This is a genomic window from Pseudomonas sp. KU26590 (assembly GCF_026153515.1).
Classification (GTDB): domain Bacteria; phylum Pseudomonadota; class Gammaproteobacteria; order Pseudomonadales; family Pseudomonadaceae; genus Aquipseudomonas.
The window spans coordinates 2,514,850-2,539,192 of record NZ_CP110644.1 but is presented as its reverse complement, the minus strand read 5'-3'; the positions used below and the strand labels follow the sequence as shown (position 1 = coordinate 2,539,192).

At 62.1% G+C, this 24,343-nt stretch carries 19 protein-coding genes and 1 pseudogene; 13 read left to right on the top strand and 7 right to left on the bottom strand.

The window, feature by feature from the left end; all coding sequences use genetic code 11:
- Window positions 1-68: 68 nt before the first annotated feature.
- The 4 genes and pseudogenes from OKW98_RS11295 to OKW98_RS11280 all read left to right on the top strand — a co-directional run bounded on the left by OKW98_RS11295 (window position 69) and on the right by OKW98_RS11280 (window position 5,756).
- Window positions 69-1,048 (top strand): annotated as a pseudogene (locus OKW98_RS11295) (GlxA family transcriptional regulator).
- A gap of 1,035 nt (window positions 1,049-2,083) precedes the next feature.
- Window positions 2,084-3,433, top strand: a complete 1,350-nt coding sequence (locus OKW98_RS11290) for a gluconate:H+ symporter (RefSeq protein WP_237253793.1) — start codon at window positions 2,084-2,086, stop codon at window positions 3,431-3,433.
- Window positions 3,434-4,294, top strand: a complete 861-nt coding sequence (locus tag OKW98_RS11285; protein ID WP_265389226.1) for a MurR/RpiR family transcriptional regulator — start codon at window positions 3,434-3,436, stop codon at window positions 4,292-4,294.
- A gap of 4 nt (window positions 4,295-4,298) precedes the next feature.
- Window positions 4,299-5,756 carry an N-acyl-D-amino-acid deacylase family protein gene (locus OKW98_RS11280; protein WP_265389225.1) on the top strand — a complete coding sequence of 486 codons (1,458 nt, stop codon included), beginning with the start codon at window positions 4,299-4,301 and terminating at the stop codon, window positions 5,754-5,756.
- A gap of 237 nt (window positions 5,757-5,993) precedes the next feature.
- Here OKW98_RS11280 and fahA read toward each other — a convergent pair whose 3' ends face one another.
- Window positions 5,994-7,292 carry a fumarylacetoacetase gene (gene fahA, locus OKW98_RS11275; protein ID WP_265389224.1) on the bottom strand — a complete coding sequence of 433 codons (1,299 nt, stop codon included), beginning with the start codon at window positions 7,290-7,292 and terminating at the stop codon, window positions 5,994-5,996.
- Window positions 7,289-8,605 carry a homogentisate 1,2-dioxygenase gene (gene hmgA, locus OKW98_RS11270; RefSeq protein ID WP_265389223.1) on the bottom strand — a complete coding sequence of 439 codons (1,317 nt, stop codon included), beginning with the start codon at window positions 8,603-8,605 and terminating at the stop codon, window positions 7,289-7,291. The genes fahA and hmgA overlap by 4 nt, the downstream gene beginning before the upstream one ends.
- Window positions 8,606-8,714: 109 nt before the next feature.
- Between hmgA and OKW98_RS11265 the strand changes: the two genes are divergently transcribed.
- The gene (locus OKW98_RS11265) at window positions 8,715-9,509 is read left to right on the top strand and encodes an IclR family transcriptional regulator (RefSeq protein WP_265389222.1); all 795 of its coding nucleotides are present in this window, start codon (window positions 8,715-8,717) and stop codon (window positions 9,507-9,509) included.
- Window positions 9,510-9,659: 150 nt separating this feature from the next.
- Here OKW98_RS11265 and hppD read toward each other — a convergent pair whose 3' ends face one another.
- From hppD to glcC, 3 genes are all read right to left on the bottom strand, one after another.
- Window positions 9,660-10,736: a 4-hydroxyphenylpyruvate dioxygenase gene (gene hppD, locus OKW98_RS11260; RefSeq protein ID WP_265389221.1), complete on the bottom strand. Its 1,077-nt coding sequence runs from the start codon at window positions 10,734-10,736 to the stop codon at window positions 9,660-9,662.
- Between the two features lie 142 nt (window positions 10,737-10,878).
- Window positions 10,879-11,511: a maleylacetoacetate isomerase gene (gene maiA / locus OKW98_RS11255; protein ID WP_265389220.1), complete on the bottom strand. Its 633-nt coding sequence runs from the start codon at window positions 11,509-11,511 to the stop codon at window positions 10,879-10,881.
- Window positions 11,512-11,648: 137 nt separating this feature from the next.
- Entirely contained in the window at window positions 11,649-12,422 is a 774-nt protein-coding gene (glcC, locus tag OKW98_RS11250; RefSeq protein ID WP_265389219.1) for a transcriptional regulator GlcC, read from the bottom strand.
- Window positions 12,423-12,840: 418 nt separating this feature from the next.
- On the opposite strand from glcC, the gene glcD reads away from it, so the two are divergent.
- The 5 genes from glcD (at window position 12,841) to OKW98_RS11225 (ending at window position 19,388) form a co-directional block, all read left to right on the top strand.
- Window positions 12,841-14,340: a glycolate oxidase subunit GlcD gene (glcD, locus tag OKW98_RS11245; protein ID WP_265389218.1), complete on the top strand. Its 1,500-nt coding sequence runs from the start codon at window positions 12,841-12,843 to the stop codon at window positions 14,338-14,340.
- Window positions 14,340-15,452: a glycolate oxidase subunit GlcE gene (gene glcE / locus OKW98_RS11240; protein ID WP_265389217.1), complete on the top strand. Its 1,113-nt coding sequence runs from the start codon at window positions 14,340-14,342 to the stop codon at window positions 15,450-15,452. Before glcD ends, glcE begins: the two co-directional genes overlap by 1 nt.
- Before the next feature lie 3 nt (window positions 15,453-15,455).
- Complete coding sequence (gene glcF, locus OKW98_RS11235; RefSeq protein WP_265389216.1) at window positions 15,456-16,679, top strand: glycolate oxidase subunit GlcF; 1,224 nt, start codon at window positions 15,456-15,458, stop codon at window positions 16,677-16,679.
- Window positions 16,680-16,744: 65 nt separating this feature from the next.
- Window positions 16,745-17,152 carry a heme-binding protein gene (locus OKW98_RS11230; protein ID WP_172611609.1) on the top strand — a complete coding sequence of 136 codons (408 nt, stop codon included), beginning with the start codon at window positions 16,745-16,747 and terminating at the stop codon, window positions 17,150-17,152.
- A 58-nt stretch (window positions 17,153-17,210) separates the two neighbouring features.
- A complete protein-coding gene (locus OKW98_RS11225) occupies window positions 17,211-19,388 on the top strand; it encodes a malate synthase G (RefSeq protein WP_265389215.1) in 2,178 nt (725 codons plus the stop codon).
- A 257-nt stretch (window positions 19,389-19,645) separates the two neighbouring features.
- Here the strand turns inward: OKW98_RS11225 and OKW98_RS11220 are convergent, their stop codons facing one another.
- Entirely contained in the window at window positions 19,646-20,662 is a 1,017-nt protein-coding gene (locus OKW98_RS11220; protein WP_265389214.1) for a LacI family DNA-binding transcriptional regulator, read from the bottom strand.
- A gap of 267 nt (window positions 20,663-20,929) precedes the next feature.
- On the opposite strand from OKW98_RS11220, the gene OKW98_RS11215 reads away from it, so the two are divergent.
- The 3 genes from OKW98_RS11215 (at window position 20,930) to csrA (ending at window position 23,714) form a co-directional block, all read left to right on the top strand.
- The gene (locus OKW98_RS11215; protein ID WP_265389711.1) at window positions 20,930-21,457 is read left to right on the top strand and encodes a gluconokinase; all 528 of its coding nucleotides are present in this window, start codon (window positions 20,930-20,932) and stop codon (window positions 21,455-21,457) included.
- A gap of 127 nt (window positions 21,458-21,584) precedes the next feature.
- Window positions 21,585-22,937 (top strand): GntP family permease, encoded by a 1,353-nt coding sequence (locus OKW98_RS11210; RefSeq protein WP_265389213.1) that lies wholly within the window; start codon window positions 21,585-21,587, stop codon window positions 22,935-22,937.
- Between the two features lie 588 nt (window positions 22,938-23,525).
- On the top strand, window positions 23,526-23,714 hold the full coding sequence (gene csrA, locus OKW98_RS11205) for a carbon storage regulator CsrA (protein ID WP_065989520.1): 189 nt from the start codon (window positions 23,526-23,528) through the stop codon (window positions 23,712-23,714).
- Window positions 23,715-24,007: 293 nt separating this feature from the next.
- On the opposite strand, the gene OKW98_RS11200 is transcribed toward csrA, so the two are convergent.
- Complete coding sequence (locus OKW98_RS11200; protein ID WP_265389212.1) at window positions 24,008-24,244, bottom strand: DUF465 domain-containing protein; 237 nt, start codon at window positions 24,242-24,244, stop codon at window positions 24,008-24,010.
- Window positions 24,245-24,343 lie beyond the last annotated feature (99 nt).

The window sequence follows — 24,343 nt, the reverse complement described above, 5'->3', positions numbered from 1 at the left end:
CTGGCGGATACGCCATAAAGCCAACGATTCACGCCAATATTAACGCCACTCCTCACGACGAGCCTGCCATGCCCCACCCGCCCAAAACGGTTCATGTTCTGGCCTTCCCCAACGTTCAATTGCTCGACGTCACCGGACCGCTGCAGGTGTTTGCCTCGGCCAACGTCATGGCGCAGGACGCTGGCCAGAAAACGCCTTACCGGCCCGAGGTGATCGCCCGGGAATCCGGTAGCGTGGTCTCGTCCGCCGGGCTCGGCCTGCTCACCCACCCACTGCCGTCCACGCCTTCGGACACGCTGATCGTCGCCGGGGTGGCGGCGTACATACCGCGCTGCTGGATCCGGTTTTGGTGGAGTGGGTGCGAACGCAATCCGCCAGCGCGCGGCGGGTGGCGTCGGTGTGTACCGGCGCCTTTTTGCTCGCGGCCGCCGGCGTGCTGGACGGTCATCGGGTGGTCACTCACTGGGACAGTTGCGACGAACTGGCGCGGCGCTTCCCGCAACTGCGCGTCGACCCGGACCCGATCTTCATCAACGAGAACAAACTGTGGACGTCGGCCGGGGTGACGGCAGGGATTGATCTGGCGCTGGCGATGGTAGAGGCGGACCTGGGACGCAACATCGCACTGGCCGTCGCGCGGGATCTGGTGGTGTTTCTCAAGCGCCCGGGCGGGCAATCGCAGTTCAGCACGGCGCTGTCGATGCAGCACCAGACCCGCGACCAAGGCAGCCGCTTTGGCGACCTGCACGCCTGGATTCTCGACAATCTGGCCAGCGACCTGTCGGTCGGCACGCTCGCGGCGCAGGTCGGCATGAGCGAGCGCAGTTTCGTCCGCCACTACCGCGCCCACACCGGCAACACGCCGGCGCGCGCGATCGAGCAATTGCGCGTCGAAGCGGCGCGGCGTCTGTTAGGAGACAGTGCGCTGCCGATCAAGCGCATCGCCGATCGTTGCGGGTTTGGTACTGAAGAGACCTTGCGCCGCAGCTTTATGCGCGCGGTATCCGTAACGCCCCAGGCGTATCGCGAGCGGTTCAGCGCGGGGTGAACCGGCTGAAATCTGAATGTTGCTCGCAGGTGCTACTGACTGACGAAATCCACTGTAGGAGCTTGCCCGCGAATGCAATTTGCCTGTGCCATTGATTTCGGCTGACCCACCGCGTTCGCGGGCAAGCGCGCTCCTACGGGATCTCGGCAAAGCAGGCAATCGTCGGCGCACTCCGAATCCAAGGAGCCGGCTTGCTGGCGAACCGGACGTAACAGCTGACGGCGATGTGCCTGGACGGACGCCTTCGCCAGCAAGCCGGCTCCACAGATCCCGTGCCTGACGCTGAACCTCGCCCAGCCAGATTCCCTGTGGGAGCGCGCTTGCCCGCGAATGCAATTTGCCTGTGCCATCGATTTTGCCTGACCCACCGCGTTCGCGGGCAAGCGCGCTCCTACGGGATCTCGGCAAAGCAGGCAATCGTCGGCGCACTCCGAATCCAAGGAGCCGGCTTGCTGCGGGCCGCGATCCGACGAACGCGGTGGGTCTGAAACGGAGATGTCGAATGACACACCGCATCGCGAGCAAGCTCACTCCTACAATAGATCACGGCAAAGCACGCAATCTTCCGCGCACACAGAATCTGTGGGAGCGCGCTTGCCCGCGAATGCAATTTGCCTGTGCCATCGATTTCGCCTGACCCACCGCGTTCGCGGGCAAGCGCGCTCCTACAAGGGATCTCGGCACAGCAGGCGATTTTCGGCGCACATAAAATCCGGAGGCGTAGCGAGCAAAATACGGGGATAAGCGTGAAGAAATTAATTTTCATTAATTGATAGTTTTATCCTGTTTCGTGTAATTTAATTTTCATCACGAAATCAGAGATAACAATAATGACTGCCTGTGATCGTCCCGCCCCCGCTTTTCTTTCGCCGTTGATGGCGCTTGCAACACCCACTGCCGAGATTGTTTTCACCACCTGGCTGCGCACCGGTTAACGCCATTGCGCGGATGAGTTCTGCCCTGTTTTAGCTCGACAGGACCAGCCCGCCGCTGCCAAAGCCCTGACCTCCTCATTCTCAGCAAGGAATCCGTTGCATGCCTCCGTCAACCGGCCTGTCTCTGTTGGTCTATGCCGCCGTCGCGATCATCGCCCTGATCGTGCTCATCGCGCGCTTTCGTCTCAATCCGTTCATCGTCATCACCTTGGTGTCCGTCGGCCTTGCGCTGGTCGCCGGCATGCCGGCCAATGCCGTCGTCGCGTCTTATGAGGGCGGCGTCGGCAAGACACTGGGGCACATCGCGCTGGTCGTGGCGCTGGGCACCATGCTCGGCAAAATGATGGCCGAGTCCGGCGGCGCCGAGCAGGTGGCGCGCACGTTGATCGACCGCTTCGGCGAGCGCAACGCGCACTGGGCGATGGTCTGCATCGCGTTTCTGGTGGGGCTGCCGCTGTTCTTCGAAGTGGGTTTCGTGCTGCTGGTGCCGATCGCGTTCACCGTCGCACGCCGGGTTGGCGTGTCGATTCTGATGGTCGGCCTGCCGATGGTCGCCGGCCTCTCGGTGGTTCACGCCCTGGTGCCGCCGCACCCGGCCGCGATGCTGGCGGTGCAGGCCTATCAGGCGTCAGTCGGCCAGACACTGTTCTACGCAATCCTCATCGGCATCCCCACTGCGATCATTGCCGGCCCGATCTACGCGCGCTTTATCGTGCCGCACATTCATTTGCCCGATGAAAATCCGCTGGCCAAACAATTTCTCGACCGTGAACCCCGCGCTCAACTGCCGAGCTTCGGCATTACCATGGCGACCATTCTGTTGCCCGTGGTGCTGATGCTGCTGGGTGGCTGGGCCAACCTGATTTCCACGCCCGGCAGCGGCTTCAACAGCTTCCTGCTGTTCATCGGCAACTCGGTGATCGCGCTGCTGCTGGCCACGTTGCTAAGCTTCTGGACCTTGGGCATTGCGCAGGGTTTCTCCCGCGATTCAATCCTGAAATTCACCCAGGAATGCCTGGCACCAACCGCCAGCATCACGCTGCTGGTCGGTGCCGGCGGCGGTCTCAACCGGATTCTCGTCGACAGCGGCGTGACCAACGAGATCGTCGGTCTGGCGCAGGATTTTCACCTGTCGCCGCTGCTGATGGGCTGGCTGTTCGCCGCACTGATGCGCATCGCCACTGGCTCGGCCACGGTGGCAATGACCACGGCGTCCGGCATCGTGGCCCCCGTGGCGCTGGGCCTGGGCTACCCCCATCCGGAGCTGCTGGTGCTGGCGACCGGTGCGGGCTCGGTGATTTTTTCCCACGTCAACGACGGCGGGTTCTGGCTGATCAAGGAGTACTTCAACATGACCGTGGCACAGACCTTCAAAACCTGGACGGTGCTGGAAACGCTGATTTCAGTGATCGCTTTCGTCCTGACCCTTGGGCTGGCGCAGGTGATCTGAGTGGACATTCTTTACCAGATCCGCGCCCGTCAGGCGTCGTTCAGCGCCGGCGAAGGCCGCATCGCCAGGCTGGTGCTCAGCGACGTGGCGTTTGCCGCCAGCGCCAGCCTTGACGACCTCGCCGCCCGCGCCGAAGTCAGCAGCGCCACGCTGTCGCGCTTCGCCCGCACCGTGGGCTGCAAGGACCTGCGCGACCTGCGCATGCAACTGGCCCAGGCCAGCGCCGTGGGCAACCGCTTCCTCACCGCGGAGCAGGCGCCGGAACAGTCGGCGTTTTTCACCCAGATCGTCGGCGACATTGAATCCACCCTGCGTCAGCACCTGGCCGGTTTCGATGAATCGCGCTTCCAGGCAGCGGTGGCCTTGCTGACGCCGGCGCGGATGATTCACAGCTTCGGCATGGGCGGCGCGTCCAGCCTGTGCAGCGAGGAACTGCAGACCCGACTGGTACGCCTTGGTTACCCGATTGCCGCCAGCCGCGACCCGGTGATGATGCGCCTGATCGCCGCGACCCTCGGCCCGGAGCACAGCGTCATTGTCTGCTCACTGAGCGGGCGCACCCCTGAGCTGCTCGACGCAGTTGATCTGGCCCGCAGCTATGGTGCGAAGATTCTCGCCATCACCCTGCCCGGCTCACCGCTGGCGGAACGGGCGGATGTCCTGCTGCCCCTGCAGATCGCCGAAACCAATTTCATCTACAAACCCACGGCCGCGCGCTACGGCATGCTGCTGACCATCGACGTGCTGGCCACCGAACTGGCCCTGACTGCGCCTGACGCCAACCGCGAACGGCTGCGGCGGATCAAGCTCGCGCTGGATGACTACCGCGGCGGCGACGACGGCCTGCCCCTTGGAGACTGACCCCATGCTTTACGACCTGATCATTCGCGACGCGCTGGTGATCGACGGCAGCGATACCCCCGGCTACCGCGCCGACGTAGCCCTCCACGAAGGCCGCATCCAGCGCATCGGTGACCTGCACGACGTATCCGCCCGCGAGGAAATCAACGCCGCCGGCCGCGTGCTGGCGCCGGGTTTCATTGACGTGCACACCCACGACGACACCGTGGTGATTCGTCAGCCCGCGATGCTGCCGAAGATCACCCAGGGCGTGACCACGGTGATCGTCGGCAACTGCGGCATCAGCGCCTCACCCGTTTCGCTGTCGGGCGATCCGCCGGACCCGATGAACCTGCTCGGCCCCGCCGCTGCATTCGTTTATCCGCGCTTCATCGACTACCGCAACGCGGTGGACGCGGCGCGGCCGGCGGTCAATGTGGCGGCGCTGATCGGCCATACCGCCCTGCGCAGCAATCACATGGACGATCTTTTTCGAACGGCGCGCGCTGATGAAATCAGCGCCATGCGCGGGCAGTTGCGCGACAGCCTGGCCGACGGCGCGCTGGGCCTGTCCACCGGTCTGGCCTATGCCTCGGCTCACTCGGCTGAAACCGACGAAGTCAAACAGCTGGCCGAAGAACTCACGGCGTTCGGCGCGGTGTACACAACGCACCTGCGCAGCGAGTTCGAGCCGGTATTGGAGGCCATGGACGAGGCGTTCTCGATTGGCCGTCACGCCAGATCCCCAGTGGTCATTTCTCACATGAAGTGCGCGGGCGCAGGCAATTGGGGCCGCAGTCCGCAGCTGCTGGCGTCCCTGGAAAACGCCGCGCTGACCCACCCGGTGGGCTGCGATTGCTATCCCTACGCGGCCAGTTCTTCGACGCTGGATTTGAAACAGGTCACCGAGGCGTTTCCGATCACCATCACCTGGTCGACGCCGCACCCGGATCAGGGCGGCCGCGAGCTGAAAGACATCGCCGCCGACTGGGGCCTTTCACTGGTGGACGCCGCGCAAAAACTGCAGCCGGCGGGCGCTGTGTATTACGGCATGGACGAGAACGACGTTCAGCGGATCTTGAAACACCCGCTGTCGATGATCGGTTCGGATGGTCTGCCGGAAGACCCGTTCCCGCACCCGCGCCTGTGGGGTGCGTTTCCTCGGGTGCTGGGGCATTTCAGTCGTGACTTGGGGTTGTTTGCGCTGCACACTGCCGTGCACAAGATGACCGGACTGACCGCCACACGCTTCGGGTTGCATGATCGAGGGTTCGTGCGCGAAGGGTATTGCGCGGATCTGGTGTTGTTCAACGCGGACACCGTTTGCGATGTGGCGAATTTCAAAGAACCAAAGCGCGCGGCCGAGGGCATTGATGCGGTGTGGGTGAACGGGCATTTGAGCTATGCCGAGGGCAAAGCGCAGGGGGAACGGCAAGGGAGGTTCTTGCCGAGAAGTGGGTCGCTGGTGGGTGGGTTTAGCTAATCTCTGTAGGACTGGCTTTAGCCGGGAAGGCTTCAGGCGGCATACCGCAAATCTGAGCTGTACACACTGGCCTCTTCCCGGCTAAAGCCAGTCCCACTATAAGGATGCGGTCTGTAGGACTGGCTTTAGCCGGGAAGACGTCAGGCGGCACTCCGCAAATCTGGGCTGTACACACTGGCCTCTTCCCGGCTGAAGCCGGTCCTACTAAAAGCATGCGCTGTGTCCGTAGGACTGGGTTTATCCAATCACCACCCCACGGCACTCGCCAAAGCCGATGCTCACTTCTCCCTCCTTGCGGCAGCGGGCTTTGAGGATCACCTCGTCGCCGGCCTCCAGAAAGGTCCGGGTCTCACCGTTGGGCAGCTCGATCGGGTGTTTTCCGCCTTCGGTCATCTCCAGCAGGCTGCCGAGCTGGCCGGGCTGCGGGCCTGACAAGGTGCCGGTGCCGAACAGATCCCCCGCTTGCAGCTTGCAGCCGTTGACGCTGTGGTGGGCCACCATTTGCGCGACGGTCCAGTACATGTGCAGCGTGTTACTCAGGCCCAGGCGCTGGGGTCCGATGCCCTGCTCTTTCATCTGCGCGGTGAGGAGCAGCACTTCCAGTTCGATGTCCAGCGCACCGCTGGCCTGATCCTGCGCGTCGAACAGATAGGCCATCGGCTGCGGGTCACCCTCGGAACGCGCCGGCTGGGCCGCGCGAAATGGTGCCAGCGCCTCGGCCGTGACCACCCAGGGCGAAATGCTCGTGGCAAAACTCTTCGACAGAAAGGGCCCCAGCGGCTGGTATTCCCAGGCTTGCAGGTCACGGGCCGACCAGTCGTTCAGCAGACAGAAACCGGCGATGTGCTCGCCCGCCTTGCCGATGGCGATGGGATCACCGGCCTCGTTGCCCTGCCCGATCCACACGCCCACTTCCAGCTCGTAATCCAGGCGCTTGCTCGGCCCGAAATCCGGGGCCTCGGCACCTGGTTTCAAGGTTTGCCCGCTGGGGCGCTTGACCGGCATCCCGGACACACCGAGCGTTGATGCCCGCCCGTGGTAGGCAATCGGTACGTATTTGTAGTTGGGCAACAGCGGGTTGTCCGGGCGGAACAACTTGCCAACGTTCATGGCGTGATGAATGCCGACGTAGAAATCGGTGTAGTCGCCAACCTGAGCCGGCATGTGCATCTGGCAGTCCGCCATCGGCACCAGCAGACGCTCGCCCATGGCCTGCAAGCGTTCCCGCTGCAGGGTTTTTTCGTCGAGCAGGTGCAGCAATTCGTTGCGCAGCGCCTGCCGGGACGACCCACCCAAGGCGAAAAAATCGTTCAACTGCCCGCGACAGGCGGCTTCCACGGCCACGCGTGCGGCGCCGTTGAACAGGCTGGCCTCTAGGGCCGTTTGCAGATCGAGAATGAAATCGCCGATGGCGACGCCGCCACGCTTGCCGAAGCCGGGGCGGCTGAATACGCCCAGCGGCAGGTTTTGCAGGGGGAAATCAGTATGGTCGTTGGCGCTGGCAACCCAGCTGCGCGAGTGCTGTGAAGTGCTCATCGTTGGCTGTCCGTGTCGAGAGGCTTGAACGTTCTGGCGATGCCGTTCCAGCAGGCATCGTAGTCGCTTTGCAGCTGCGGGCATTCCAGCGCGTGATAGCTGGGGCGCAGGACTTTGCCGGTCTCGAACATGAAGGCCATGGTCTGCTCGATCTTGTGCGGCGTGAGCTCGGCGGCGATAGCCTTCTCGGCGCTGGCGTTGTCCGGGCCGTGGGCGCTCATGCAGTTGTGCAGCGACGCGCCGCCGGGCATGAAGCCTGCGGCCTTGGCATCGTAGGCGCCGTCGATCAGGCCCATGAATTCATTCATCAGGTTGCGGTGAAACCACGGTGGCCGGAAGGTGTTTTCCGCCACCATCCAGCGCGGCGGGAAGATCACGAAATCGACGTTGGCCTGCCCCGCCACCGCGCCCGGGGAAGTCAGCACGGTGAAGATCGACGGATCGGGATGGTCGTAACTCACCGTGCCCAAGGTGTTGAACAGGCGCAGGTCGTATTTATACGGGACGTTGTTGCCGTGCCACGCGACGACGTCGAACGGTGAATGACCCAGCGGGGTCGCCCACAGTTCGCCAAGGAATTTCTGCACCAGCACGGTGGGCTGCACGCTGTCTTCGAAATGCGCATGGGGCACCTGGAAATCCCGGGGATTGGCCAGGCCATTGCTGCCGATCGGCCCGAGGTCCGGCAGGCGCAGGGCGCAACCGTGGTTCTCGCAGATATAGCCCCGCGCTGTGCCGTCGAGCAGTTCGACGCTGAATTTCAAACCCCTCGGCAACACGACGATTTCTTGCGGTTCCACATCGATCAAGCCCAGTTCGGTGGTGATGCGCAGTCGGCCCTGCTGGGGGACGATCAGCCATTCGCCGTCGGCGATGAAGAACGCGCGCTGCATGGAACGGTTGGCGGTGTAGACGTAGACGCTCACGCCCTCGGCCTGCTCGGCAGACGAGGTGCTAGCCAGTGCGTGCAGGCCATCGATGAAATCAGTGGGTTCGGTGGGGATGTCGAAGGCATTCCAGCGCAGGCGATTGGGGGTCACGGGGCCTTGCTGCTGGCCGGTAATCTGCCGCTCAAGGCGCTGAAAACGCGGATGCGCAGCGGACGGTTGAATGCGGTAGAGCCAGGAGCGTCGGGCGTCGGCGCGGGGCACGGTGAACGCGGTCCCGGAGAATTGCTCGGCATACAGGCCCAGCGGGTGATGTTGCGGCGAGTTCTGCCCGTGGGGCAAACCACCCGGCATCGCCTCGCTACTGAATTGATTGCCGAAGCCGTGCTGATAGCGCAGGGGCTCGGACCGGGGTGCTGTCGACATGGCGACCTCTTATTGTTTTTTTTCGTAAGCGTGTTACGCATAACGTAATTTGAGTTTGAAGAAGGGTCAAGCTATAAAGCAGCCTTTCCAGACCGGGGGCCTCCCTTCCATGACCGACGATTCCACCCCCGCCACCGCGCCACGCCAACAGAAAGTCCAGTCGGCAGAAGTCGGCGTCGGCATCCTCAAGGCGTTGGCCGAACTGGCGCCCGCCACCTCGCTGTCGAAACTCGCCGAGTACGTCGGCATGCCGGCCAGCAAGGTCCACCGCTACCTGCAAGCGCTGGTGGACAGCGGTTTTGCCGAGCAGGACCCGGCCAGCAATCACTATCGTCTGGGGCGTTCGGCGCTGCAGGTCGGCCTGGCGGCGTTGAGCCAGCTGGATGTGCTCAAGACCTCTGCCCCGGCATTGATCGCGCTGCGCGATGAACTCAACGAAACCTGCTTTCTGGCGGTGTGGGGCAACAAAGGCCCGACGGTTGTGTACGTCGAGCAGTCGCTGGGGGCGGTCACGCTGGTCACGCAGATCGGTTCGGTGCTGCCGCTGCTCAGTTCGTCCACCGGGCTGGTGTTCGACACCTTTCTGTCGCCGACCGAAACTGCCGTGTTGAGAGAGGCAGAATCAGCCTCGTTGAACGCAGCCCAAATGAAGGAAATTGACCGGCACATCGGCGAGATCCGCAGCACCGGGGTGCATCAGATTCATGGCTTGTTGATGGCCGGCGTCAACGCGGTGTCGTCGCCGGTGTTTGCCATGGGCAACAAGCTGGTGGGTGTGGTGACGGTGGTGGGTTCGGCGTCGGTGTTCACCGATCAGCGTCAGGCCCTTGCCGCACAGAAACTGCTGCAGACGGCACAGGCGATCAGCGCGCGAATGGGTGGGGAAATACCGCAGTTGGAATGACTCTTCAGGATCACAATCGTAGGAACGCGTGCATTGTAGGACTGGCTTTAGCCGGGAAAGCGTCGGCGGTCACACCACAACATTGATGGTGTCCAAACCGGTCCCTTCCCGGCTGAAGCCGGTCCCACTAACAGCGCGCGTGCATCTACATCAATCCACCGCCAACACACCTCTGCGCACTTGATCGCGCTCGATCGACTCGAACAACGCCTTGAAATTGCCCTCGCCGAAGCCATCGTCGCCCTTGCGCTGGATGAATTCGAAGAACACCGGCCCCATCAGGGTTTCCGAGAAGATCTGCAGCAGCAGACGCTTGTTTCCGCCGTCGGAATTGCCGTCCAGCAGAATCCCCCGCGCCTTGAGCTCGTTCTCCGGTTCGCCGTGGTTGGGCAGACGGCCTTCGAGCATCTCGTAATAGGTCTCCGGCGGCGGGGTCATGAAGCGCATGCCCATCGCCTTGAGCCGGTCCCAGGTGTCGATCAGGTTTTCGGTGAAGAACGCGACGTGCTGAATCCCCTCGCCGTTGAACTTCATCAGAAATTCTTCGATCTGCCCGGCGCCTTTGGACGACTCTTCGTTCAGCGGGATGCGGATCATGCCGTCCGGCGCGGTCATCGCTTTCGAGGTCAGGCCGGTGTACTCGCCCTTGATGTCGAAATAACGCAGCTCGCGGAAGTTGAACAGCTTCTCGTAGAAGTTCGCCCAGTAGGCCATCCGACCGCGGTAGACGTTGTGGGTCAGGTGATCGATGAACTGCAGGCCGGCGCCCTTGGGGTGACGGTCGACGCCTTCGATGAACACGAAGTCGATGTCGTAGATCGACGTGCCCTCGCCAAAACGGTCGATCAGGTACAACGGCGCGCCGCCAATCCCCTTGATCGCCGGCAGGCGCAGTTCCATGGGCCCGGTGCCGATCTCGACAGGCTGCGCGCCGAGTTCCAGTGCGCGCTTGTAGGCCATTTGCGAGTCCTTGACCCGGAAGGCCATGCCGCACACCGAAGGGCCGTGCTCCGCAGCGAAGTAGGACGCTTCGCTGTTGGGCTCGTTGTTGAGGATGATGTTGATCGCGCCCTGACGGTACAGCGACACGTTCTTGGAGCGGTGATGGGCGACTTTGGTGAAGCCCATGATCTGGAACACCGGCTCCAGCACGTTCGGGGTGGGCGAGGCGAATTCGATGAATTCAAAGCCCATCAGGCCCATCGGGTTTTCGTAGAGATCAGTCACGGTCTTGCTCCTGCTAAATAGTGAGAGGCACAGCGGCTCGGATCACGATTCAGCGGGTGGCGCGCAGGAAATCCCCCGCACGCTGCGGGCGAGGAAGTCGCCGAAGATCAATTGCAGACCGAAGCTTTTCATGGGGGAAAGATTACTCCGGCTTGTCGGATTGCGCATCGGGATGGGCGGTCCGAAACGCGGGATGCTGCAAGGCCAGCGCTTCGACCCGGCAAATACGCGGGTACGGGCTCATGTCCACGTTGAAGCGCCGCGCCGCGTACACCTGGGGCAGCAGGTACACATCGGCCAGGCCAATGGTGCCAAAACAATATTTAACGTCGCCAAGCAGGGCTTCCACTGCGGCGAAACCTTCGCCGATCCAGTGGCCGATCCACGCCGTCACATCACCTTCATCATGCCCCATGCCGCGCAGGCGATTGAGCACCGCTACGTTGTGCAGCGGATGAATGTCGCAGCCGATCAGGGCGGCAACCTGCCGATGGCGCGCGCGGTCGAGCAGCGCGTCGGGGAGCAATGGGTGTTGGGGGGAGAACTCTTCGAGGTATTCGATGATCGCCATGGACTGGATGATCACCTCACCGTCGTCCAGCCTCAGGGCGGGAACGCGGCCCTGGGGGTTGATCGCCAGGTAGTCGGCCTTGTGATGTTCGCCGCCGTTGCGGATCAGGTTGACCGGCAGTGCGTCGAACGCGAGACCTTTCAGCGCCAGGGCAATGCGCACCCGGTAGCTTGAGGTCGATCGGTAGTAGGTGAAAAGATCCACGGAGATGGCCTGTTATTGTTGTTCTGGTTTTTCACTACGGCGTAAGCGGCTTACGCAATGCGTAAACTGCGGCAATGCGGGAGGCCTGTCAAGCTCAGGTCCAGCCAGGCAAAGCGCCAGCGTGGCTCAGCTTGAGCCTAAGCCCAACCCTCCAGCCGCAGGGTAGCGCGCACCAGTCGCTGCTCCTCGCTTTCGATCTCCCGCAGGTTGTCGCAGATGTTCTGGATGTGTGCCACCGCCGCCTTGCGCGCCTGCTCGGGCAAACGCCCGGTCACTGCGTTATAGAGCCGGGCGTGGTGGCGGTCGATCTGGCGCTTCTGGGCATCACGGTGATACAGGTTGTTGACCGAGGCGAACACCGTGTTGAGCAGCAGATCCGTCAGCGAACGGAGGGTCTGCACCAGCACCGGGTTGTGCGACGCCTCGCAGATGGCCAGGTGAAACGCGTGGTCGAGCCGTGCGTGTTCGGAGGCGGGCAAGGGGTGATAATGGCCAGCCACCAGCGCGTCGTAGGCCCGGGTGATCAGCACGAAATCCGCGTCGGTGCCACGCAATGCCGCCAGTCGGGCGGACTCCCCTTCCAGCAGGCTGCGCACCTCGAACAGGTCGTACAGGGTGCGTGGCTGGGAGGCGAAGAGGTGCATCAGCGGCGAATTGGCGGTCAGCCCGAGCCCGCCGATCTGTGCGACGAACGAGCCCTTGCCCTGGCGGGTTTCGATGATGCCCCTGGCGCGCAGCAGCTGCAGGCCCTCGCGCAGAGCCGTGCGCGACACCCCGAGTTTTTCGGTCAGCCGCCGCTCGGAAGGCAGTAGCTGACCGACCTTGAGCACCCCGTCGACGATCAGCCGCTCAATGCGCTCGCTGACGACATCGGCGACCTGCTGCGGGCGTTTTGTCTGCGGATTTTCCATGGACAGATTTCCTTGAGTAAGAGCCGTGTGCGGGCTGCCGGGCCGAATCGATCCGTAGGCGCAGGCTTGCTGGCGAATGCGTTTTTTCAGGCGCCGCCAAGGCGAATTGGATACACGGTTCGCCAGCAAGCCGGCTCCTACAGGGTTCTCGTTGGCCCATTGAACGTGGCGAACGCGGGGTATTCACTGGTATGACCACAGATAGCCACCCGAACCTCAATAAGCGCGAAGAGAGCTATGTCACTGGTATTAAACGCTATTAGCCGACAATTTCACGATCCATCATCGCGAAACTGGTTCGACCACTGCTCCACCCTGTAGACACTAAGCCCCGCTGAGCCAATGATGCAAGCCAGCCATTCACGTTCCGCCATGGAACGGGCCTCCAATAAAAACAAAACAGGGTTGCGAACCCACCATGAATATCCTGTACGACGAACGCGTCGACGGCGTTCTGCCGGTCATCGACAAACAACAGCTGCTTCAAGCTCTTCAAGCCCGCCTGCCTGATCTGGACATCCTCCACCGTGAGGAAGAACTGCGCCCTTACGAATGCGACGGCCTCTCCGCCTACCGCACGACGCCGATGCTGGTGGTGCTGCCCCAGCGCATCGAGCAGGTGCAGACGCTGCTGAGGGTCTGCCACGAGCGCGGCGTGCCGGTGGTGGCGCGCGGTGCCGGGACCGGACTGTCCGGCGGCGCCCTGCCGTTGGAAAAAGGCGTGCTGCTGGTGATGGCGCGCTTCAACAAAATCCTGCACATCGACCCCGCCGGGCGCTTTGCCCGCGTGCAGCCCGGCGTGCGCAACCTGGCCATTTCCCAGGCCGCCGCGCCCTACGATCTTTATTACGCGCCTGATCCTTCCTCGCAAATTGCCTGCTCCATCGGCGGCAACGTCGCGGAAAACGCCGGCGGCGTGCACTGCCTGAAATACGGCCTGACCGTGCACAACCTGCTCAAGGTCGACATCCTCACGGTCGAGGGCGAGCACATGGTGTTGGGCTCGGACGCGCTGGATTCACCGGGCTTCGACCTGCTGGCGCTGTTCACCGGTTCCGAAGGCATGCTCGGCGTGATCACCGAAGTGACCGTCAAACTGCTGCCCAAACCGCAGGTGGCGCGCGTGTTGCTGGCCGCCTTCGACTCGGTGGAAAAAGCCGGTCGCGCGGTCGGCGACATCATCGCCGAAGGCATCATCCCCGGCGGCCTGGAAATGATGGACAACCTGGCCATTCGCGCCGCTGAAGACTTCATTCACGCCGGCTACCCGGTCGACGCCGAAGCCATCCTGCTGTGCGAACTGGACGGCGTAGAAGCTGACGTTCACGCCGATTGCGACCGGGTCCGCGCGGTGTTGGAGAACGCCGGGGCGACCGAAATTCGCCAGGCGAAAGACGAAGCCGAACGGGTGCGATTCTGGGCCGGGCGCAAGAACGCTTTCCCGGCAGTCGGTCGGCTGTCGCCGGATTACTACTGCATGGACGGCACCATCCCGCGTCGGGAATTGCCGGGCGTGCTGAAGGGTATTTCCACGCTGTCGGAAGAATACGGCCTGCGCGTCGCCAACGTTTTCCACGCCGGGGACGGCAACATGCATCCTTTGATTCTCTTCGATGCCAACCAACCCGGTGAACTGGATCGCGCCGAAGCATTGGGCGGAAAGATTCTGGAGCTGTGCGTGAAAGTCGGCGGCAGCATCACCGGCGAGCACGGCGTGGGTCGCGAAAAGATCAATCAGATGTGCGCACAGTTCAACAGTGACGAGCTGACCTTGTTCCACGCCGTAAAAGCCGCGTTCGATCCGGCCGGCACCCTCAACCCCGGGAAAAACATCCCGACCCTGCACCGCTGCGCCGAGTTCGGTGCCATGCACGTGCACATGGGCAAGCTGCCCTTCCCTGAACTGGAGCGTTTCTGATGGATGCCCAACGTCAGCCCGCCTTCGTGGCCTTGGAGCGCGATGCCAGCGATGCGCTACTGGAACAGGTCAATCAAGCGATTCAGTCCGCCCGGCCGCTGCGCATTCAAGGCGCCAACAGCAAGGCATTTCTCGGTCGCGAGGTGGCGGGGGAAGTGATCGACACGCGCATCCACACTGGCATCGTCACTTACGACCCGACCGAATTGGTGATCACCGCCCGCGCCGGCACGCCATTGTCGGTGCTGAATGCCGCGCTGGAAGAAGCCGGTCAAATGCTGCCCTGCGAGCCGCCGAGCTACAGCCATGGCGATGCAGGCGATAGCGGCGCAGGGGATGGGACGGTAGGCGGGATGGTTGCAGCGGGTTTATCCGGGCCGCGCCGGCCGTGGTCAGGCTCGGTGCGGGATTTCGTCCTGGGCACGCGGGTGATCACAGGCCTGGGCAAGCATCTGCGCTTCGGCGGCGAGGTGATGAAAAACGTCGCCGGTTACGACCTGTCTCGCCTGATGGCGGGCAGCTTTGGTTGCCTGGGCCTGATCACTGAAGTCTCGTTGAAAGTCCTGCCCAAGCCGCGACTGTGCACCAGCATTGCACTGGAGATGGACAGCGCCACCGCCCTCGCCCGCCTCGCGCAATGGGGGCAAGAACCCTTGCCGATCAGCGCCGCCAGCCACGACGGACGCGTGCTGCGCTTGCGTCTTGAAGGCGGCGAAGGTTCGGTCGCGGCGGCCCATGACCGGCTCGGTGGCGAATCCATTGACCCGGCTTACTGGCGCGCGCTGAACGAACACCGCCTGGAGTTCTTCACCGATGGGCGTCCGTTGTGGCGCTTGTCATTGCCCATCAGCACAGCCGCGCTGGACCTGCCGGGGGATCAACTGATCGACTGGGCCGGTGCGCAACGCTGGCTGAAATCAGACGCCAGTGGCAGCGAGATTCGGCGCATCGCCAGCGCTGCAGGTGGTCACGCCACCTGTTACAGCCATGGCCTGGAAGACAGCCCATTTCAGCCGTTGGCCACGCCCTTGCTGCGCTATCACCGCCAGCTCAAGGCGCAACTTGATCCGCACGGAATGTTCAATCCGGGCCGAATGTACGCGGAGATTTGAACCATGCAGACGACCCTGAGCGAACACGCTAGAAGCCTGCCCCGTGGCGAAGAAGCGGAAAGCATTCTGCGCAGTTGCGTGCACTGCGGTTTCTGCAACGCCACCTGCCCGACCTATCAATTGCTCGGCGACGAGCTGGATGGCCCGCGCGGGCGCATTTACCTGATCAAGCAGGTACTGGAAGGCAAGGAAGTCACCGAGAAAACCCAGCTGCACCTGGACCGCTGCCTGTCCTGCCGCAACTGTGAAACCACCTGCCCTTCCGGGGTCGATTACCACAACCTGCTGGACATTGGCCGGGAGGTGGTCGACGCCGCTGTGCCGCGCCCATTGGGCCAACGCCTGCTGCACGACAGTCTGCGCGCGGTGGTGCCAAACGCCGGTCTGTTCAAATCCCTGACTCAACTGGGCAACTCATTCAGGCCCCTGCTGCCCGGCGCCTTGAAGACCAAGCTGCCGGGCAATATCCGCCCGGCCAAGGCCCGGCCGACCCGGCAGCACGCGCGGCAGATGCTGATACTCGAGGGCTGCGTGCAACCGGGCTTGTCACCCAACACCAACGCCGCCACGGCGCGGGTGCTCGACCGATTGGGCATCAGCGTCACATCCATCGCCCAGGCCGGTTGCTGCGGCGCCGTGGATTACCATTTGAATGCGCAGGAACAAGGCCTGCAGCGCGCGCGCAGGAACATTGATGCGTGGTGGCCCAGCATTCAGGCCGGTGCCGAAGCCATCGTGCAGACCGCCAGCGGCTGCGGCGCCTTCGTCAAGGATTACGGCCACCTGCTGCGCCACGACCCGGCTTACGCAGAAAAGGCCGCTGCCATCAGCGAACGCACCAAAGACCTGATCGAAGTGCTGCGCGCCGAACCCCTGGAACAGCTCGGCGGTTGCACGCGCCAGACCCTGGCCTTCCATTGCCCGTGTACGCTGCAGCACGCGCAGAAACTCGGCGGCGCCGTGGAGTCGGTGTTGACCCGGCTGGGCTTCAATCTCACACCGGTGCCCGACAGTCACTTATGCTGCGGCTCGGCCGGCACCTATTCGATCACCCAGCCGGTGCTGGCGAAACAGCTGCGGGACAACAAGATGAACGCGCTAGAGAGTGGCAACCCGGACGTGATTGCCACGGCCAACATAGGCTGTCAGACCCATCTGGCCAGCGCCAACCGCACACCGGTCAAACACTGGATCGAACTGATCGAGGATGCCTTGCCTCCAAGTTGAGTGCAGGCGCCCTGGCTCCGTATCAGACCGACACTCATGACACCCTTTGCCCTTAGGATATCTGCATGAAAACCAAATCCGTACTGACCCAGACCGAAGTCACCCAGATCCTCGCCGCGGCACGCACCGAGGCGCAGAACAACGGCTGGGCAGTGTCCATCGCCGTCACGGACGACGGCGGTCACCTGCTGGGCTTCGAGCGCCTGGACGGCTGTGCGCCGATTGGCGGCTACATCGCCATCGAAAAAGCCCGCACCTCGGCGCTGGGTCGTCGCGAATCCAAGGGCTATGAAGAAATGGTCAACGGCGGCCGCACTGCATTCGTCACCGCCCCGCTGCTGACTTCGCTGGAAGGCGGCGTGCCGGTGATCATCGACGGCCAGACCATCGGCGCGGTGGGTGTGTCCGGGGTAAAAGCCGATCAGGATGCGCAAGTGGCCAAGGCCGGCGTTGCAGTGGTGAGCGCGCAGTAACGCCTGCAGCGATCCCCAGCAGCAACGGTGCAAACCCAATTCATGATGGAGACCCGAGATGACCGAGTTCGTCAATTGCCACAACCTTAAAGTGGCGGCCAACCTCAAGCGCTTTGTCAACGAGGAAGTGATTCCCGGGACAGGCCTGACCCCGGAACTGTTCTGGGCCGATTTCGACTCGCTGGTCCACGACCTCGCGCCGATTAACCGCGAACTGCTGAAAGAGCGTGACCGCATACAGGCTCAGTTGGACAAGTGGCACAAATCCAATCCGGGCCCGGTCACCGACATGCCGGCGTACATCGCGTTTCTCGACAGCATCGGCTATCTGAAGCAGGTGCCGGCGCAGGTTCAGGTTTCCACGAACAAGGTGGACATCGAAGTCAGCGAACAGGCCGGTCCGCAACTGGTGGTGCCCGCTGCAAACGCCCGTTACGCCCTGAATGCCGCGAATGCGCGTTGGGGTTCGCTGTACGACGCGCTGTACGGCACCGATGCCATTTCCTCGGCCAACGGCGCCGAAATCAAAGCGGGCTATAACCCGCTTAGGGGCGAGAAAGTCATCGCCTTCGCCCGTGCCTTGCTGGATGAAGCCGCGCCCCTGGCGTCGGGTTCCCACGTCGGCGCCAAGGCCTACGCGGTGGACAGCGGCGAGTTGCTGGTCACCCTCGCGAACGGCAGCCAGTCCCGCCTTGCCCAGCCCGAGAAATACGTCGGTTATCAAGGCGAGCCGCGCCAGCCGAATGCAATCCTGCTGAAGAACAACGGTCTGCACATCGAAATCCAGATCGACCCCGCCAGCCCGATCGGTGGCACCGACCCGGCCGGGATCAAGGACCTGCTGCTGGAAGCCGCGCTGTCGACCATCATCGACTGCGAAGACTCGGTCGCCGCCGTCGATGCCGACGACAAGCTCGTGATCTACCGCAACTGGCTGGGCCTGATGAAGGGCGACCTCACCGAAGCCCTGGTCAAGAACGGCAAGACCATCACCCGTCGCCTCAACGCCGACCGCCAGTACACGGCCGCCGATGGCAGCGATATCACCCTGCACGGGCGCTCGTTGCTGTTCATCCGCAACGTCGGCCACCTGATGACCAACCCGGCGATTCTCTACGACGGCAACAAGGAAATCCCCGAAGGCATTCTCGACGGTGTCATCACCAGCCTGATTGCCCTGCACGACCTGCACAACCGCACCAACTCCCGCGCCGGCAGCGTGTACATCGTCAAACCGAAGATGCACGGCCCCGAAGAAGTTGCGTTCACCAATACGCTGTTCAGCCGCATCGAAGACGTGCTGAAAATCCCGCGCAACACCCTGAAGATGGGGATCATGGACGAAGAGCGGCGCACCAGCGTCAACCTCAAGGCGTGCATCGAAGCGGCGTCGTCCCGGGTCGCGTTCATCAACACCGGCTTCCTCGACCGCACCGGCGACGAGATGCACAGTTCGATGGAAGCAGGCCCGATGCTGCGCAAGGGCGACATGAAAGCCACGCCGTGGATCAAGGCGTATGAGCGCAACAACGTGCTGGTTGGCCTGGCCTGCGGGCTGCGCGGGCGTGCGCAGATCGGCAAGGGTATGTGGGCGATGCCTGACCTGATGGCCGACATGCTGGAGCAGAAGATCGCGCACCCGAAATCCGGCGCGACCACCGCCTGGGTGCCCTCGCCGACTGCCGCCACCCTGCACGCGCTGCATTACCACAAAGTGGACGTGAAAGCGGTGCAGCAGGAGCTGGAACAGGTCGATCTGGACAGCATCAGCGAAGACATTCTGCTGGACTTGCTGACCATTCCCGTCGTCGAGAAAGCCGAGTGGAACGAGGATCAGATCCGCGAAGAAGTGGAGAACAACGCCCAGGGCCTGCTGGGTTATGTGGTGCGCTGGGTGGAGCAAGGCGTCGGCTGTTCGAAGGTGCCGGACATCCACAACGTCGGCCTGATGGAAGACCGCGCGACGCTGCGCATTTCCAGCCAGCACATCGCCAACTGGCTGCGCCACGGCGTGGTCTCAGAGGACTATGTGAAAGACGCTTTGAAACGTATGGCGAAGGTGGTCGACCGGCAAAACGCCGGGGACTCGGCTTACACGCCAATGGCCGGTAATTTCGAGAAGTCAGTGGCCTTCCAGGCCGCCAGCGCGCTGGTATTCAAAGGGCGCGAGCAGCCGAGCGGCTACACCGAACCGCTGCTGCACGAGTTCCGGTTGGCGTTCAAGAAGGCGCATTGATCGGCCGGTAGCTGAGGCCAGGCACCGCAGCAGCTGTGAAGGCTGCTGTGGCTTACGACCTGGCGAGCAGCAATGTGCCTGACGCAACGCGTTCGCCAGCAAGCCAGCTCCTTGGATTTTGTGCCCGACCCGGCCTCATCGCTCGCCGCAAACCACCGTAGGAGCCGGCTTGCTGGCGAACGCGTCAGGTCTGAACGCATCAACAGTCGAGGTTAAACCCAATCACCCGCAAGCCTGCCCCGCAACACCAAGTCCCGTCAGGTGCTTTCCCGCACCACCAGTTCAAACCCCAGGTCAACCTGCGCTTCGTGAACCGTGCCATCCAGCAAGCCGAGCAATAACTGCGCGGCGCGCTGACCGACCTGTTCGCGCGGGGTGCGGATGGAGGTCAGGCGCGGCACCATGTGCGCCGAACCCGGCAGGTCGTTGAAGCCGATCAGAGACACCTGCTCAGGGATGCGGATGCCCTGCCGCAGGGCTTCCAGCGATGCGCCCTGGGCCAGGTCGTCATTGCAGAAAAACACCCCGTCGACGTCAGGATGCGCGTCCATCAATCGGGCGAATAGCTCACTGCCCAGACCAATGGACGACGGCAGCGGCGAGGCCATCTGCAAGGCCTCGTCATACAGCCCTTCCTGCTCCAGCACGCCGCGAAAGCCGACGCCACGTTGGATCACCCGTGGGTCCAGTTGCGCCGACACATACGCCAGTCGCCGACGGCCACGGCTCAACAGATGCCGCGCGGCCTCGGCACCTGCCTGTTGCTGGGAAAACCCCACACACGGCTCGGCGCGGGTCGGGTCCAGCTCCATCATGTGCACGCACGGCACGCCGCTGGACGCCAGCAATTGCTGCGCCGCCGCGCTGCGGTCAAAGCCGGTCAGCAGAATGCCACGCGGCCGGTGCGACAGATGGCTGCGCAGCAGGTTCTCTTCTTCTATGGGCGAGTAGTGGTAATTACCGATCACCACGTCCAGCCCGCGCGGACGCAGAACCGTCTGAATGGCTTCAAGGGTTTCGATGAATAACTGGTTGGAAAGCGACGGCACCAGCACCACCACCGACTGACTGTGCGAAGACGCCAGCGCCCGTGCGGCAGGATTGGTGACATAGCCTAGACTCAGCGCAGCAGCGCGAACTTTTTCCACCAGCGCCGGGGCCACGGTGGCCACGCCACGCAAGGCCCGGGACGCGGTAATCGGCGACACGGCAGCCAGTTTTGCGACTTCGTTGAGAGTGGGACGACCGGTGGAGCGGGAACCAATACGTGTCATGCGTTGCCAACTGATTGGAAGAAAGCTGCGGGGGTTGCGATTGTGTGGGATGGGCTCTAAGGTAGCGCTATCTCACGGAGGCCCGCAACTTTTCGATCGATTCCACGACCGGGTTTTGCATCTCATGGATCAGCGAGATACCCATAACAATGACTACACCTGGAAACAGTCTTGCCGGACTTGCACACTATTCGGCGAAGACAGCGCTGTCTCCGGGACGAGGTTTTTATGACTACTGCTCCACATGCTATTTCCGCCATCGTGGTAATGGGTGTTTCCGGCTGCGGCAAGAGTGCCGTCGGCGAGGCCATCGCTAAAAACAGCGGCGGCCGCCTGATCGAGGGTGATGCGTTCCATCCTCCTGCCAACATCAAGAAGATGACCGAAGGCCATCCCCTCGACGACAACGATCGCGCCGGCTGGCTGACCCGCCTCGGTGAAGAAGTGGCCGCCGCTGTAAAGAACGGCGAAAAGCCCGTTCTGACCTGCTCCTCCCTCAAACTCATCTACCGCGAACGTCTGCGTGCAGCCGTGCCGGGGCTGGGTTTCGTGTTTCTGGAGCTGACCAAAGAACTCGCCACCGAACGCTGCTCCCATCGCCCGGGGCACTTCATGCCGGCCAGCCTGGTCGACAGCCAGTTCGCGACCCTCGAGCCTCCGTACAACGAAGACCGCACACTGGTGGTAGACGCGACCAAATCGATCGAGACCATCGGTCAGGAAGCAGCCACGTGGTGGAGCGAGTCTGGCGCCGAATCGCAAACCCCATCTGTCACCGCGCGCACCGGCTCTTGATCCTCGATCAGGCGTGAGCGGCAAAGGTAGCGCTGTCTCTGATGACGCTGCCCTCGCTTCACAGGGCAGAGAGCAACAGCGTTAAGCCGAAGCTCCAAAAAAACAAAATACAACGGAGAGACACCCCATGTTCGGTATGAGTCAAGACACGTATCTGCTGGTCGATGCGTTGGTGACCATCATTGGCCTTGTGCTTCTGATCACCAAGTTCAAAGTCCACCCCTTTATTGCATTGACCATCGCGGCCGGTTTTCTCGGACTGACCTCCGGGATGCCGGTCGACAAAGTGATGAAATCGTTCCAGGACGGTTTCGGCGGCGTGCTCGGTTTCGTCGGCATCATCCTTGGCCTGGGTACCATGCTCGGCAAGCTGATGGCCGACTCCGGCGGTGCTGACCAGATCGCCCAGACGCTGATCCGTCGCTTCGGCAAGGACCGCGTGCACTGGGCCATGATGTTTTCGGCGTTCCTGGTGGGCATCCCGCTGTTCTTCGAAATCGGCTTCGTGCTGTTGATCCCGCTGGTGTTCATCGTTGCCCGTCGCAGCGGCGTGTCCATCGTCAAGATCGGTATCCCTTTGCTGGCAGGTCTGTCGGCCGTCCACGGTCTGGTGCCTCCGCACCCGGGTCCGTTGCTGGCAATCGGCATCTTCAACGCAGACATCGGCAAGACCATTTTCTACGGTCTGATCGTCGCGTTCCCGACTGCCATCATCGCCGGTCCGATCTACGGTAAGTGGATTGCCAAGCGCATTCCGGGTAACCCGTCGAAAGAGCTGATGGATCAGATTGCCAAAGAATCGACCAACGACAACCTGCCAAGCTTTGCCATCACCCTGGTGACAATCCTGCTGCCGGTGTTCCTGATGCTGCTCAAGACGTTTGCCGACGTCGCGCTGCCAGCAGGTCACATCTTCCGCATCTGGATGGACTTCATCGGTCACCCGATCGCGGCCCTGCTGTTCGCCCTGCTGCTGGCGTTCTACACCTTCGGTTCGGCCCGTGGTTTCAGCCGCGACCACATCATCAAGCTGCTCGACCAGAGCCTGGCGCCCGTCGCCGCGATCGTGCTGATCGTCGGTGCCGGCGGTGGCTTCAAGCAGATGCTGGTGGACAGTGGTGTCGGTAACCTGATCGGCCACATGGCCGTGCAGGCGCAGATCTCGCCGATTCTGCTGGCGTGGCTGGTGGCTGCAGTGATCCGCATCGCTACCGGTTCCGCGACCGTCGCCACCATCACCGGTGCCGGTATTGTTGCGCCGGTGGTTGGCATGATCCCTGGCGTGAACCGCGAACTGCTGGTCCTGGCCACCGGTGCCGGCTCGCTGATCCTGTCCCACGTAAACGACGCAGGCTTCTGGCTGGTCAAGCAGTACTTCAACATGACCGTGGCCGAAACCCTGAAAACCTGGACCGTGATGGAAACCATCCTTTCGGTGGTAGGCATCATCCTGATCATGCTGCTGTCGATGGTCGTCTGATGCATTGATCGCGGCATATTGACGCGGCGATCACCCCGTTGCACCCATGCCCACCCTCGCGGTGGGCATGTTGTTTCTGGCGCCTTTGAAGCCTTCCAGCAAGATTGCCCTGGCCATGAACCTCACGCCTGCCCTCCTGTGAATGCGGTCTGATACAAAACCGTTCACCCATCCCGTCATCAATTCGATTAAAGTTACGGCGTTTTGCCGGTACTCGTTTCAGAAGTCTCCTACACTCCTTTCAGAGAACTCGTACGGGGTAATCTAATGAAAATTTCATCGCCTCCCGGCATGAGTTCTTTGCAATAAAGACCAAAGGGGTGTGGAATAGGCGCCGCCCGGAATCCGGCTATCACTGCGATAGCCGATTTGCACGGGAATTCACCGCCAGCATCAGGCAAAATTCGCATGCCGTTGGACCCAGGAGCGACGCTAACTGTGACGAGACGATGAACCTGGGGAATTAAAATCGTACCAATGGCGTCATACTGATGAACGCATTTGGATGCAATCGGCAATCACCATCACCCAAAGGCTCACGCCAGCCTCCCGGTAGAAGCGCTTCATGAGGCCATCAAGGAAAAGATTATGTTGATACTCACCCGTAAAGTCGGCGAAAGCATAAACATTGGTGACGACATCACTGTCACCATTCTGGGCGTTCAGGGCCTCCAGGTCCGTCTTGGCATCAACGCTCCGAAAGATGTTTCAGTGCACCGCGAAGAAATCTACAAACGCATCAAGGCCGAGGCTGCACCCGACCAGGATCCGCAATAAACCCACCGGTTTATGCTTATTCGATAACTGTCAGCGGCCGCCCGGAGCTGACAGATCGGCGACGGCGACTGACCAGACGCCGTTTTTTTTCGTCTGAACTTTGGATCCATTGAAAACGCCCCGCTGACAACTAAGCGTGAGCGAACACTCAGATCCAGCGTATTGGACGATGCACTTCCGGATGCCGCGACAAGTTGTCAGACATCGGGTATCGCCAACTAAAAACGGCCGACCTCCATAAGAGATCGGCCGTTTTAGTTGCTACCGTTTTTAACGCTACAAGGCCGCCGCAATCAGCTTGCCGTGTCCAGATGCCTGGCGATGGTGTCTTTGGCCTGCAGCCGCTTTTCCTTGAGTTTCTTCAGTTCATCGTCGGAGACATCGCCCGCCTGTTCGACGCTGACGATATGGCCGTCCAACTCATCGTAATGATCGACCAGGGCATTGAGCTTCGCGTCGTTGCTTTTACGCTTGGCGAGCTCTTCTTTGGTGATGCTCAGGTCCGCGTACAAATCGTGCTTAACCGGCATGGGATGCCTCTCCTCTGATGACTGACGTAGGAATGTTGAGGGTAGCCCAGCCTGAAGGTTCGGCGTTTTTGCCGATGTGAATAACGCGTTTTGACATGC